Annotated in this window: 14 protein-coding genes and 1 pseudogene; 3 read left to right on the top strand and 12 right to left on the bottom strand. The window is 31.3% G+C overall.

The features are described from left to right. Positions 1–175: 175 nt before the first annotated feature. The 8 genes from pknB to D9V42_RS14295 all read right to left on the bottom strand — a co-directional run bounded on the left by pknB (position 176) and on the right by D9V42_RS14295 (position 8,020). Positions 176–2,224, bottom strand: a complete 2,049-nt coding sequence (gene pknB / locus D9V42_RS14260; protein WP_122065503.1) for a Stk1 family PASTA domain-containing Ser/Thr kinase — start codon at positions 2,222–2,224, stop codon at positions 176–178. Then, positions 2,221–2,964, bottom strand: coding sequence for a Stp1/IreP family PP2C-type Ser/Thr phosphatase (locus D9V42_RS14265; protein WP_107531383.1), 744 nt, complete (start codon positions 2,962–2,964; stop codon positions 2,221–2,223). The genes pknB and D9V42_RS14265 overlap by 4 nt, the downstream gene beginning before the upstream one ends. 4 nt (positions 2,965–2,968) lie before the next feature. After that, positions 2,969–4,063, bottom strand: a complete 1,095-nt coding sequence (gene rlmN / locus D9V42_RS14270) for a dual-specificity RNA methyltransferase RlmN (RefSeq protein WP_119613618.1) — start codon at positions 4,061–4,063, stop codon at positions 2,969–2,971. Positions 4,064–4,066: 3 nt separating this feature from the next. Continuing rightward, the gene (gene rsmB / locus D9V42_RS14275) at positions 4,067–5,374 is read right to left on the bottom strand and encodes a 16S rRNA (cytosine(967)-C(5))-methyltransferase RsmB (protein ID WP_233665365.1); all 1,308 of its coding nucleotides are present in this window, start codon (positions 5,372–5,374) and stop codon (positions 4,067–4,069) included. Positions 5,375–5,376: 2 nt separating this feature from the next. Continuing rightward, complete coding sequence (gene fmt / locus D9V42_RS14280; protein ID WP_122065521.1) at positions 5,377–6,309, bottom strand: methionyl-tRNA formyltransferase; 933 nt, start codon at positions 6,307–6,309, stop codon at positions 5,377–5,379. Next, entirely contained in the window at positions 6,302–6,790 is a 489-nt protein-coding gene (locus D9V42_RS14285; RefSeq protein WP_122065505.1) for a peptide deformylase, read from the bottom strand. The genes fmt and D9V42_RS14285 overlap by 8 nt, the downstream gene beginning before the upstream one ends. Before the next feature lie 256 nt (positions 6,791–7,046). Beyond that, the gene (locus D9V42_RS14290; protein WP_107555771.1) at positions 7,047–7,736 is read right to left on the bottom strand and encodes a GNAT family N-acetyltransferase; all 690 of its coding nucleotides are present in this window, start codon (positions 7,734–7,736) and stop codon (positions 7,047–7,049) included. Between the two features lie 89 nt (positions 7,737–7,825). Beyond that, entirely contained in the window at positions 7,826–8,020 is a 195-nt protein-coding gene (locus D9V42_RS14295; protein ID WP_107531388.1) for a hypothetical protein, read from the bottom strand. A gap of 588 nt (positions 8,021–8,608) precedes the next feature. Between D9V42_RS14295 and D9V42_RS14300 the strand changes: the two genes are divergently transcribed. After that, the gene (locus tag D9V42_RS14300) at positions 8,609–10,408 is read left to right on the top strand and encodes a glycosyltransferase family 2 protein (RefSeq protein ID WP_122065508.1); all 1,800 of its coding nucleotides are present in this window, start codon (positions 8,609–8,611) and stop codon (positions 10,406–10,408) included. Between the two features lie 12 nt (positions 10,409–10,420). Here the strand turns inward: D9V42_RS14300 and D9V42_RS14305 are convergent, their stop codons facing one another. Further along, positions 10,421–10,624: a hypothetical protein gene (locus tag D9V42_RS14305; RefSeq protein WP_122065510.1), complete on the bottom strand. Its 204-nt coding sequence runs from the start codon at positions 10,622–10,624 to the stop codon at positions 10,421–10,423. Between the two features lie 351 nt (positions 10,625–10,975). After that, positions 10,976–11,386, bottom strand: coding sequence for a YolD-like family protein (locus D9V42_RS14310; RefSeq protein WP_122065512.1), 411 nt, complete (start codon positions 11,384–11,386; stop codon positions 10,976–10,978). A gap of 116 nt (positions 11,387–11,502) precedes the next feature. Here D9V42_RS14310 and D9V42_RS14315 point away from each other — a divergent pair, with 116 nt between their 5' ends. Then, a complete protein-coding gene (locus D9V42_RS14315) occupies positions 11,503–12,003 on the top strand; it encodes a hypothetical protein (protein WP_122065514.1) in 501 nt (166 codons plus the stop codon). Continuing rightward, entirely contained in the window at positions 11,993–12,412 is a 420-nt protein-coding gene (locus D9V42_RS14320; protein WP_122065517.1) for a hypothetical protein, read from the top strand. The genes D9V42_RS14315 and D9V42_RS14320 overlap by 11 nt, the downstream gene beginning before the upstream one ends. 125 nt (positions 12,413–12,537) lie before the next feature. Here the strand turns inward: D9V42_RS14320 and fosB are convergent, their stop codons facing one another. Together fosB and D9V42_RS14330 are read right to left on the bottom strand one after the other, a co-directional pair. After that, positions 12,538–12,957 (bottom strand): FosB1/FosB3 family fosfomycin resistance bacillithiol transferase, encoded by a 420-nt coding sequence (gene fosB, locus D9V42_RS14325; protein WP_122065519.1) that lies wholly within the window; start codon positions 12,955–12,957, stop codon positions 12,538–12,540. Between the two features lie 1,095 nt (positions 12,958–14,052). Further along, positions 14,053–14,330, bottom strand: a pseudogene (locus tag D9V42_RS14330) (CHAP domain-containing protein); the annotation flags it as partial.

Genomic DNA, 14,330 nt, shown 5'->3' on the forward strand with positions numbered 1-14,330 from the left:
CGCAAGATCTTTGCTCTTGCTTAAGCGACACTAAACTCGTTTACTCGTTATACTTAGTTCGCAAGATCTTTGCTCTTGCTTAAGCGATACTAAACTCGTTTACTCGTTATACTTAGTTCGCAAGATCTTTGCTCTTGCATAAGCGACACTAAACTCGTTTACTCGTTAAGTGTCGCTAAAAATCATAAGGTATGTCTTTATCAGCAACAACCTTATCATCAACACGAACAGTAAAACCAGCCGTCTTACCTTTTTCAATTGTCATTGGTATCTTAATAGTCTTGTTTTCTTTAATCTTATATGTCTGTGCTGCCGATGACCCTTGATCATCTTTATCTCGAATATATACTTTCACTTCTTGGCTTTCATCATCATCACCAGTATATTGTACCTGGTATGTTTCAGTATATTCTTTCGTTGCAGCTTCATCATCTTTAGAATCGTCTTTATCTTTGTCATCCTTGTCCTTAGCGTCATCCTTAGATTCTTCTTTAGACTCTTCCTTACCTTTAGATACGACAAATGATATCGTAGAACCTTCATCTACTTCCTCACCTTTTGGTGATTGGCTAATAACATCATCTTTTTTGACTTTATCACCATTTCTTTCTTCTGAAACTTCTACCTTAAAGCCTTTAGATTCTAGCTCTTCTTTAGCAGTTTTAAAGGATTTATTTTCATAATCATCAACATAAACTTGTTTGGTGCCAAGTGACTCAATTAATTCAATATTACTGTTATTCACTTTTACTTTATCACCAGGTGAAATATTTTGAGATTCAATTAAACCTTTAGCTACGTTTTGTTTGCTATATGACTGTTTAACTTTAGTATCTTTTATACCTAAATCTTCCAGTTTACTGATGGCTTCAGATTTTGACATACCATATAAACTTGGCATTTCAGCTAATTGTGGCCCTTTAGACATCACAATATCAACTTTACTGTTTTGTTCTAATCGTTCACCTTTTTCAGGCTTCGTTTTAATTATTTTATTTTCAGGGTATTTATCACTATACTCACGAGTCGTTTCACCCATTTGTAATTTATTTTCTTTTAAGATATGTTCGGCTTCTTTTTCAGTTTTTCCAGTTAAGTCTGGTGTTTCTAAATATTTATTACCAAACATCCCCATCGCCATAAATCCAAATAGACCAAATAATAATAAGACAATAATTAAAGTATATAAAAATTTCTTTTTCTTAGAACGTTTCTTTCTAGGAACCGCATAGATATGTTCTTCACTGGATTGAAATTGTTGTTGATTGACAATAGGGATTTGCATTGTCTCACTAATACTTTTACCTTTGTCTTCTTCACGTGTCTTGTTTGCAATTTCTGATTTATTTATCGGTACTGTTTTCGTATTAGTGATAGAAGATTGATATCTGTCTTCTGATGCACGTTCATCTGACATAACAGTTTCTAAATCATTTTGCATTTCTCTTACTGATTGGTAACGCTCCATTTTGTCTTTTTCAGTTGCTTTTAATACAACGTTGCTCAAAGCTTGACGAATATCTGAACGTTCATCAGTTACATTTGGCATAGGATCTTGAATATGCTTTATTGCAATACTGACAGCTGTTTCTCCAGAGAATGGCGGTTTACCAATAAGCATTTCATATAATACAACACCCATTGAATAGATATCTGTGCCATTATCTGTAATATCTCCACGTGCTTGTTCTGGAGACAGATATTGGACAGTACCCAATACATGATTTGTTTCTGTCATTGTTGTTTCACTTAATGCTTTAGCTATACCAAAATCTAATATTTTTAAAGTTTGATTTTTATCTACCAAAATATTTTGGGGTTTAATATCTCTATGCACTATTTTTGTATCATGAGCGTGTTTAATACCGTTGATGATTTGATTTATAAAATTTAATATTGTATCAACATCTAGCGGATGATTCTTTTGAATGTACTCAGATAATGTTAAACCTTCAATATATTCCATAACTAAATAGAAGTTTTCATCATCTTCTGTAACATCAAAAACGTTAACAATATTATCATGGGATAATTGCGTTAAATTATGTACTTCTCGCTCAAATCTTTTGATTGCTTCTTCTTTTTCACCCGATGGAATTCTAATAGCTTTAATTGCGACACTTCGCTTGAGAATCGAGTCTTCAGCAAGATAGACTCTACTCATTCCGCCGCCACCAAGTTTTTTAGTTACTTTGTAACGTTCATTAATTATTTTGCCTATCATACCTTATCACCTTCAACCTCAGCCAACACTAAACTTACATTATCATTCGTACCTTCTGTTAATGCAAGTTCAATCAAATATTGACCTTGTGTTTCTAATTCGTTGTCTTGGAGCAATGCTTCTTGAATTTTATGATTACGCACAAAATCTGTTAAACCATCAGAGTTCAACATGAGATAGTCATAAAACTTTGTCTTTTTTACAAAAATATCCGGTGTCACCAATCTATCTGTACCCATTACTTTTGTAATGATATTACGTTGTGGATGCGTATAAGCTTCTTCAGCGCTGATTTGTCCAATCATAACAAGGTGATTCACAAAAGAATGATCATTTGTAATTTGCTCAATCTCCCTACTATTTACTAAATAGGCACGTGAATCACCAATATTGGCAACGACCACATAGTTATCAAATACTAAAGCACAAACACAAGTTGTACCCATACCTTGATATTCTGGGTTTTCTACTGATTTGTCATAAAGTTCACGGTTAATAGCTTTTAAGGTTGTCTTCAACCAAGCTTCAGCTTGATCAGCCTCGATTAAATTTTCTTCTTCAAATCTTTGTTGTAACTCTTTTGTTACGAACTGGCTAGCTACTTCACCTGCTAAATGACCACCCATGCCATCACAAAGCACTAATAATTGTTGTTCTGTACGATTGTAAAAAACGCCACCAGCATCTTCGTTTTTATCCCGATATTGTCCTGTGTCAGTAAAAAATTGTGCATTTAGCATGTCTCTACCTCGTTTCTACTTTTCGTTCCTTAGCTCTTAGTTGTCCACATGCAGCATCGATATCTGCACCTTGTTCACGTCTAATTGTTGCATTGATACCTAATCGTTTTAACTCTTTTTCAAACTTAAAGATATCTTCTTTTGGAGTCTTAACATAATTTCTTTCCGGTACGTGGTTTACTGGAATTAGGTTAACATGGCAATTTAATTTCTGTATTAAATGCGCAAGTTCTCTAGCATGTTCTACTTGGTCATTTACACCACCAAATAAACCATACTCAAAAGTAATACGTCTATTCGTTTTTTCTTGATAATAATTAATTGCTTCCATTAATTTTTCAACATTATATGCTCTATTAATTGGCATCAATCGTGAACGAACTTCATCGTTTGCACCATGCAAACTAACTGCAAAGTTAATTTGAATATCTTCATCAGCAAAATCATAAATTCGTGGAATAATACCTGATGTAGAAACTGTAATATGACGTGCACCAATATTTAAACCGTTATCGTCATTAACAATTTTCAAGAAATCCATCATTTCATCATAATTTTCAAATGGTTCACCGATACCCATAATTACAATTTGAGATACACGTTCTTCTGTTTCGTCTAATGCCTTTTGTACTGTCAAAACTTGTGAAACGATTTCACCCGCTTCTAAGTTACGCTTTAAGCCACCTAATGTAGAGGCACAGAACGTACAACCAATACGACACCCAACTTGTGTCGTTACGCATACTGAATTACCATATTCATGTCTCATCAATACCGTTTCAATCGTGTAACCATCTTGTAGTTCGAAAAGGAATTTGATCGTTCCATCTTTACTTTCTTGTTTAACTACTGTCGTCATTGTAGTCATAGTAAAACTGTTTTTTAAAACTTCACGTAATTCTTTTGATAAATTTGACATTTCATCAATACTATTTACACGTTTTTCGTATAACCATTCAAAAATTTGTTTTGCTCTGAATTTTTGTTGGCCATTACTAACTAACCATTCTTGCATCTCATCATATCTCAGTGAATAAATTGATTGCTTTTCAAAATCGGGAAGAAACTTATTCTTTTTTTTCTTTTCTGTAGTTATCATTTATTACGTTTCCTTTCTTTTTATCCTAGTAATGAAAAAGCCATCAGAGTTGAAATCTTGAGGTAAAACTTGCATTGTCTTCACTTTTTCTCCAGTTATTGGGTGTTCAAAAGCATCGAATTCAAAATCATTATTTGCTTTTAAGAACGTATATATTACGTTTTCATTCTCCATTTGTTCAATCGTACATGTTGAATAAATAATTGTGCCGCCTGGTTTCACGCTATCTTTCACATTATTCAAAATTTCTAATTGAATTTCAACTAATGATTGAATTGAATGTTGTGATTGCTCGTATTTAATTTCAGGTTTGTGTCTTAACACACCTAATCCGCTACAAGGTGCATCGACTAAAATCTTATCATACACTTTATCATATTTTTCAGTTGCATCGTGTTCAAAAGCAGAAATGTTAGATAAACGTAATTTTTTGATATTGAAATCAATTAAATCAATTTTATGTTCGTGGATATCAGTCGCATCAACATGACCTGTACCGTTTAATATTTCAGCCATATGGCAAGCTTTACCACCTGGTGCACTACATGCATCAAGCACTTTATCGCCTTCTGTTAATGACATAACCTCACCAACGAACATCGAACTTTTATCCTGAATTGATACAAGTCCATCTTTAAATAATCTTGATTCAATAATTGGTTTACCACTAATATGCAGGCAAGTATCAATTTCTTTATCTAGTTCTACTATATAATCATCATCTGTTAATCTTCTAATTGCTTCATCAACAGTAATTCTTGTTAAATTTACACGTACAGTGGTTGATACTTTATCTAAGAAAGATTGCGCAATCTCTTCTGTCTTTTCTATGCCAAAATGTGTAACCCAATGATCAACTAACCATTTAGGTAAGCTATATTCAATAGCAATTCTCTTCTTATCATCTGTAATTTCCGTGAAGTCTGGTAACTCACTGCGCATCATATTTCTTAAAATACCGTTAACTACGTTTCCATTATGTGGTCCGCCTTTATATTTAGCTATTTCCACTGCTTCGTGGATGATAGCATGTTCAGGTATTTTATCTAAGTACGCATATTGGTAAATACTCATCCAAAGTAATTGTCTTACCCAGCCTTTAAGTTTTGTCTGTACAAATGGTTTTAACAAATAATCTAATGTATATTTTCTTTTCAACGTGCCATATACAAGTTCTGTAAACAAACTTTTATCTGCTCTACTTAATTCATTATTTGATAATACTTCGTTAATAATAATATTACTGTAAGCTTTATCATTTATAATATCTTGGATTGTTTCAAATGCTAATAACCTTACATTTGTGTCTATTGTCATGATAGTACCTTCCCAACAAGCGAAGTTTGTACTCCGCTTAAATAGTTTGCAGTTAACATACGTTTTTTGCCTGCAACTTGTATATCTGTTAATGCGATAGCATCGCCAGAACCTGTAGCAACAATAATTGCTTTTTTTGTTGTTTCTATAATTGTTCCAGGTTCACCTGTCTTTCCTTGTTCAATACGACTAGCATATACTTTTAAGTTACCATCATCCATTTTTGTATATGCGACTGGCCAAGGTGAAAGACCTCTTATCTGGTTGTATATTGCTTCTGCTGACTGAGACCAATCTATTTTTTCCTGATCACGGCTAATGTTTGATGCGAATGTTGCCTCGTCTTCATTTTGTTCTATACGCTGATTCGTACCATTTATAATTGAAGGTAGTGTCTCTTTTAATAAATCTGCACCCAAGAAACTTAATTTATCATGCATTGACCCAACATCATCTTGGTCTTCTATTACAATTGCTCGTTGAGAGATAATATCTCCTGCGTCTAATTTTTTAACCATATACATAATAGAAATGCCCGTTTCTTTTTGACCATCTATAATAGCTTGATGTATCGGTGCGCCACCTCTGTATTTTGGTAATAATGACGCATGCACATTGATTGCTCCTAACTTAGGAGCATTTAATAATGATTCCGGTAAAATTTGTCCGAAAGCTGCTGTGACAATTAAATCTGCATCTAAAGCAATAAGTTTCTCTAAATCTTCTGATTGAGCTAATTTTTCTGGTTGATATACTGATAATCCATGTTTTACTGCCACTTCTTTAACTGGCGGTGGTGTTAATGTTCTCTTTCTACCTACTGGTCTGTCTGGTTGTGTTACTACAGCAATCACATTATGTTCAGCAATTAACATTTCTAATACTTTTGTTGAAAAATCAGGTGTTCCCATAAAGATAATTTTACTCATTGTCAAAATACGCCTCCATCTCAGCTTCGTCTAAAATACGCTCTGCACGCTCTGTAAATAATATGCCATCAAAATGATCAATCATATGTAAAATCATTCTAGCAATATCATCGTATGCTGTCATTTCTACTTCATTACCATGCTTATCGTTACCTTTAACCACAATCATTTTACTTCTAGTTACTTCAGCGAATACATTGGGCATACTAATGGAACCTTCTAAATCTGTCACTTTTTCTTCAGATTCACTTACTAATTGAGGATTAATCAGTTGTAACAAACCATCTATTTCCATATCTATAATAGCTACTTTTTGTTCAATACCTATTTGAGGTGCACAAATTGCAGATGCTTCAACATCATACATCGTATCTTCTAAATCTAATAACAATTGCTCCAATCGTTGATCAAATTGAGTCACGCTTGATATTGTCTTTTTAAGTATTGGGTGTTTGCTTTTTACAAGCTGCTTAATTGTCATAGTCATATCTCCTCATAAAAATTCATCACATCATTATAACTTATTTTAATAGAAATTGCATCATACATTCAAATTTAGGATTTTAATATACCGCATACATTTGTATTGTTGTATCCCTTTTCAATGCGAGCATTAAGTTCTTTTGTTACTATTATTTTCAATATAAAAAAAGAATGATTTTATCACAATTTGATAAAATCATTCCTTAAAAAATGATTCATTTTCATATTATCTATTTATATATTAAAGGTTACTATTAGATAGACAAACGATAAATTTGATTACCAAATTCATCAAAATTCTTTTCATCTAACCATTTTTCATATTGTTGTTTAATCTTTAGCCATTCGCTATCAATGATGGACAACCAACAAGTGTCCCGATTACGTCCTTTATAAACTTTATGATTTCGAAAGGTACCTTCATATTTAAAACCTAAACGTTTTGCAGCTTTGATAGAAGGTTCATTATGCGCATCGCATTTCCATTCATATCTTCTATAGCCTAACGTTTCGAAGATATAATTAGCCAATAAAAATTGAACTTCAGTTGCAATACGTGTTCGTTTTAAAATATTGGCATAATGAATATGCCCAACTTCAATGGAACCATTTGACTGATCAATTCTAAGCAAAGCAACTATACCCACTGCTTGTCCTGTTTGTCTATCAACGATTGCAAAAAAATATGGATCTTTAGATTCAACTTTTCTATTTAAGTATACTTTAAACGCTTCTAAATCTTGAGGTTGCTCATCAGGTAAATAAGTCCAATTAGGCAAATCCTCAACCGTTCCAAAATGGGCATATAAGCCTTCGCTATGTTTTGGTTTTAACTTTTCTAAGCGACAATATCGACCTTCTATCGATAAGGCACTCGGCACAATAGGTACTTGAAAACCATCTACTTGCTCACCAATAGGTTGATTGAATTCATTATATTTCATAAACTTTTACCCCCTTGATTCTACATATCCTCAAATAGTTATGTATACTATATCTTATATCTTATTTAGAACCATCTCATATGGTTTATCTAAAATACATCTTCTGAAGTTGTATTAAAAAATTCTGCTAATATTTGCGCATCTTGATGATTTAATTTCGCTTTTTTCTCCTCTATCAATTCAATCATTTCAGGACTAAGTGACGTATTATATAATGATGTAATACGATTTGATAACTCCACTACGCTTAAGCCAACCGCTTCTCTATTGCTAAGCAAACTCATATGCACAACTCCTTAAACATCCATTTTAAAAACCAACTTCAACACCGAATAGTAAACTTCACTTCTTTTTACTACAAGCTTATTTCAACTTGTTAGCAATTTAAGTAGGACTCCTTACTCTTTAATATAACTTCATTTTTCATTAAATGCAAAGTTAAAATTGATTATTTTTTGTAAATATTATTAAATTATATATTTTTTGTGCGTTTTATAAAAATTTTAATGTTAAGGTGCGAATTATATAAAAAAACAAGTAGCATAGGGATATTTTTACCCAAATTAGCTACTTGTCTAATTGATTATTCGATTCAAACGAAATCACATCATCATTTGCGGATTGTTTTGTGAGTTCTATAGGATTTTAAAAGTTTGTAAAAAGACTGATATAATAGTGTTTATTGAATGTTATACATTATTTTGATTCCATGAGTTTTTAATGGTTTTTAATTAATCTGCCCTTTTTTTGCCCTTAAAATGTCTTGCGACCGCTTCAGAAAATTTAAAACATTCATTTTTATAATGATTGCACTACGCAAAGAATGGTACAATAGAAATATATAAATAATAATTAAATAAAGGGGCTATATAATGAAAAAAGTAACTGTAATCATACCTACTTTTAATAACAAAGAAGAAATACTTAATAGGCTAATTAATTCGTTAGATAATCAAACAATGGATAGTAATGATTTTGACGTTATTTTTATTGATGACGGTTCAAGCGATTTTAATGCTTATAAAAGGTTAAAAGAAAAAACTACAAATCGTTCTAACTTTTATTCATACAGAATATCTCCTTCTGGTTGGTCAAGTAGACCAAGAAATAAAGGAATCGATTTGGCTAATTCTAAATATGTATTCTTTAGTGATGATGATGATTCTATTTTTCCACAAGCATTGGAAAGACTATATAACTTTGCTGAAGAAAACCAATTAGATGTGGTTAATCCTAAAGTTGTAAGAACTAAAGGCTGGTCATGGGGATGGAAGGAGTATCAAGGAAATAAAATTGGTGCTCAAAAAGATGGTGTAAATTCAATGGGACCTATGACGGTACCAAAACTTTATAGAAAGGAATTTCTGACTGAAAACAACCTTTATTTCTCTGAGGGAGAAAAAGTTTGGTGGGAAGACGTAATGTATTCGTGTCTTGTTTATAGTAAAAATCCTAGAATAGGTATTTATTCTGATTATCCTATTTATCATTGGAGAGAGCAAAATGCTTCTGCAGGATTTGGAAAAGATTTAGAACATAAATGGAGACAATTAAATAATCTAGCAGAATTCTTTATTAAACATTTAAATGAAAAAGATTGTAATACTATGCTCACACATTGGTATAATTCACGTGTACTTGGTGCCATACGTAAAAATTTCCACACTAAAAAAGATGAAACTAAGAACGTTGAATTTAGAAATGCAAAAGCGTGGAAGGAAAAATATGTTTCTAAAGAAATCATTTCAAACCTAGATACTAGAAGTCAATTATTAGATAAAATATTAGAAATTGGGTCATTAAAACTTGCTATTTCATATTCAGAAATAAAAGCTGATGTTACAACAAGAAGTTATATTAAAGAGATAAGTTTTGATAAAGATGAAATATTATTTACTACAGAAGCTACAATTACAGATGATGAGACTAGCAATGTTAAAATTAAAGGGAAACCTAAGGCACCAAAATTGAATCTGCCTAAAGATGTTAAAAAAGCAATACCTAAAGATTTAACTTTTTATCACGATAAAGATAGTGAAGATAATATGTATCTGCCAGCTTTAAAAGGTAGAACTACAAGGACTACTTGGAATTTATCCGAAAACGTTAAAAATAGTGAATTTATTTTCAACACTTCTTTAACTGGATTTGAAGTTACTGGTAAATTAACATTTGGATTAAAGTTAGACAAATTCATTCAAGATGATATTGACTTACATCAACCATATGATCTAGCAACAAGATTTACATATTTAGATTATTTTTCACAGAGAGCAATAGCCTGTGATGAAGATTTCAAATATACAGCAATAATAAACGGTAATACTTATTTAATATATAAGAATGCTTCCGAACTAATTTCTATAGACTTAAATTCAACAGTGAAGAACTTCTTAGACTTCGCTAAATTAGAAACGACTGATAGAATTAACGATGGAAACTATATTAAAATACCATTAAAGATTGACCACATCTATGGAGAATCAAAAACTGAATTACTAGCATCAATATATAACGATAAATTTAATGGATTCGTAGAAACAACAGCTTATTTAACAACTTATAATGGAGAAGCATATTTAGAAATTCACAATCCTGAACAACTTGAAGATGATTCAACAATTGATGTTGCTATAGGCAATAAAGCTAAAAGAATAAAAGTAACAATATAAAAAACAACCCACCTATTCATTTAGGTGGGCTTTTGCATATTCGTATAAAATTTTAGCATTCTTTAAACTTAAGTTCTCTATACTTCTTTCTCCACGACGCATAGCATTTATATTACCGTAACTTATGCCAATATCTTTGTTTATTTGATAACTCGATATTTCTTTTGTTTCTATTAGTTTTTTAATTGTGTTAAACAATTCATCATAACAATTCATTTATTAAGAATGAGGCGATTTTTTAATTTTATTTAAAATATTAATAGTAATATAACTAAGATTAATATCCCTATAGACAAACCGAATGAAATCTTTTGTTTTGTTTCTCTTTTCATTTTTATCCCCTCCTATTATAATAAGAGGTAAGGAACCCCTTTCGGGGTCTTACCTTAGAACATCTTGCGAAGAAATTCGATGAGTAGTATTGAGAAGGTTGCAATTTTCAAGTAATACTCAACGTCTTCGCGATGTTCTTTTTTTGTTCTTTCTTTTCGCCTCATTCCCTCACCTCCTATATATATTATAGCTCATTAGAACTATATAATCAACCCTTTTCTTAAAGTTTTTTACTTATTTTATCTCCACAATATCTAACAAATTAACCTTACTTAATCCACTTTCTTCATATAAATGTAGTGCTTGTGTGTGAACATCTACTTTATGAATGTAACCCTCTTTAGTTTTAATATATCCATCGACAAAATAGCGTAATTCGATAGTTGGGTCATGATACATTTTGAATATTAACTTATCATTTAAATCATTCAATTGTTGGTCACTTAATGATGGTCTATCAATCTTATTCTGATCTTGTATGTATTGCTCTAGTTGTTCGTATTGTTCGGGCAGGGTCTTGAAGGCTTGCCACTTAACCATGCCACGTCCTTGTGGTATACGTGGATTAAGATATTCTCTGGGAATATTACGGTAATCAGTTTCGTATTTATATTCATCTGGTGCATTTGGATTTATTACTTTCATATTATCACCTCATGAATATGATAGAACACTTGTTCGTATTAATCAACAAAAAATATATTTCAAAAATATTCGAAAACTAGTATCATTATATTAATGTACTTTTTAGGAGGAACACAATGAAAATTAATGATAATCTTTTTGTTACCAACTTAACTTATCAAGCTTTTTATCTTGGCGATAATGAAGGCGATTTTAAACATATTAAAAATTTAGATTATTTAGAAGATTTATCAGACGATAAATGGGTTATATTTTTAATGTTTGATATAATTGGTTTAGAAAAATTAGATGATGAATCGTTAGAAAATGATGGAATAGTTTTACTCACTTATTCTGAAATACCTTCAAAAGAACTAAGATTCGATGGTATGCAAGGTACACAAATAAAGAGTGATGGTTCAATAAAGAAAAATTATGGAATGGCTTTACCTAAGGAAATTGATTTAACTAATATTGAAAATATAAATTTAAAAATATTGTACATTCCTGATATTTTTGGAGAGTCTCCTACATTCGCAGATCACTTTCATTACATGCTAAATGAAACTGAAAATGAATTGGCAAAAATCTCTTTTCCTTTACCTCTACTGAAACGGGGTGGCATTAATGAAAGATAATGTTTTAGAATTTGAAAAAGGTGTACCATTGAATAAAAATGAAGTAGGAAAAACCATACCAGAAGTTACTACATTAAATAAATATGATATAATAGAGATAAAGAAAGCTACCATTGAAGCCTTAGTTGAATATGAAAAGAGAACTTTAGATTTAGGAGGTAGTAAACTAATGAGTGAACACGTTAAAAGAGAAGAATATGAAAACTTCAAAAATCATTTAGATAGTAAATTTGATAGAATCATAGATAAATTAGATGAGAATCGTAGAGAAACAAAAGATGATATTTTAGCTAGTAGACAAGAAATAAAAGATGATTTAAATGAATTTCAAAACAGAACGTTGACTGTATTTGGTCTAGCTGTTTCAGTTGTAGGTATTATAGTTCCAATTGTACTTCACTTTATATAATTTTGGACAGTATTACTGTCCTTTTTTTATGCAAAAATAACCACCCAGTGACATGTGTGGGTGGTTTAATATACAATATCAAGACAAGTAGAAACGTGTTTCAAAATCATACGTATAACGTTATTTTAAACATAAAAATTCATATGAGGTTTAGCCTCTTTATAATAACTTAATCTATCTTCTAAACTTCCTGTATGCAATTCTAATTTATGTCCATCTAAATCAGTGAAATATATTGATTTTTTATCTCTAATATCTCTATCTCTACCTTCAAGAATATTTACTCCATTTTCTTTTAACCAGTTATACCAATCATCAAAATTGTTATTCGAAATTGTAAATGCTATATGCGTATATGAATATTCAATTTCATTTCTAGGAATATTTTTTTCTTCGTTCAAAGCTAACCATATACCAGCTAAATTGAAATAAGCCGACGTCTTACTTTCAACTAAAATTTCAGCCTTTAAAATATCTCTATAAAATTCGATTGATTTAGCTATATTAGCAACTGAATAAGTAATATGATTTATTCCACTAATCATATTAACCCCCCTTTTTCAGAAATTTTAACATAAAAAAAGGGCAAGCACATAAGTGCCTACCCTTATAGTTTGAATACAATTAAATTATAACAAAAAAATAACCACCAGTAACATGTGTGGGTGGTTTAGGGGTCATTCTTAGTAAGTTGACCCAATAGATCATTATGTATCACAACCACTACTACACCTTATATTCGCGACTACAAAGTGTAACTTATACGGTTGTGTGCCATATTTGCAGTTTCTATCTTACTGCCAAAGTCATAGCCTTATACTACCTTCAGACAAGAAGCAAGCCCACTATGGCGGGGGGAATTATAGATACGGGACTGGAAGGATGTCACCAGCCGAGACTAACAGTCAGATATAAAGCCTCTGCCAGGCAACACACTGTACCTCTAGTGTATTTAGTCGTTTCATAGAACAACTATTTCATATATCCATTATACCCTATATAGATATATATTGTAAAATAAAAAAGACAGCCGAATTAACGACTGCCTATACATATTAAGGAAGTTTCTATATTTCAAGAAACAATGCAATTGTACCACACAAATTAAAAAACAGACACATAAGTGCCTGTCAAATAGATATAATATAGAGATATTTTTTGAAAGGTATGAAGTTCACAACGTTTATATTATCAGAATATTCTATGTTTTTCAATGGATAAATAAAAAAGCAGACACGGGACAATGTGTCTACTTCTTTTAGTAAGGTGATAGCTTATGAGTATGTACACATAATGAATATGTGCAATTACAAATTATCATAAAAATTTAAAAAGTGCCACCGAAGTGACACTTAAATATGTAATTCTATTTGATTGAAAATCATATGGGAAAGGAAAATTAATTTTATCAGAATATTTAGCTTTTTTCAAGAATAAATAAAAAACGCCACTCATAAAGAGTGACGCTGTAAAGGGAGGCTAAAACTATTTAGGATTAACCTCTTAGAAGGTCGCACATGCAACATGTTCATTGTCATATTACAATAAAAAAGACACCCCTGTAAAGAGGTGCCTCAATGAAGATTTCAACAAATATGAATAGGACGGTTGTTCATCAACCGCAAGTGTATTTTAACACATTATTTCCATTTAATCTCTCCCCAATATTTTTCGTTCTTTATTTTCTCGTCTTTATCAGTAATCTTGCACACTGCTAAGTAGAAATATCCAGCGCTTGGATTCGTTGGATATTTAAATTTAATCCACCAGTAACCATCCTTTTTAGTTATGCTTACAAAGTCGACCCATTTATTCACATAAATCCATGAACCACTATCCACAATTTCACCTTTTAATCCAGCACTACGTCTTACTTTAATCGTTGTGTTAGCTGTAAAACGTCCTGACCAATTCCATG

It is taken from the genome of Staphylococcus pseudoxylosus, from assembly GCF_003697915.1.
Taxonomy (GTDB): domain Bacteria; phylum Bacillota; class Bacilli; order Staphylococcales; family Staphylococcaceae; genus Staphylococcus; species Staphylococcus pseudoxylosus.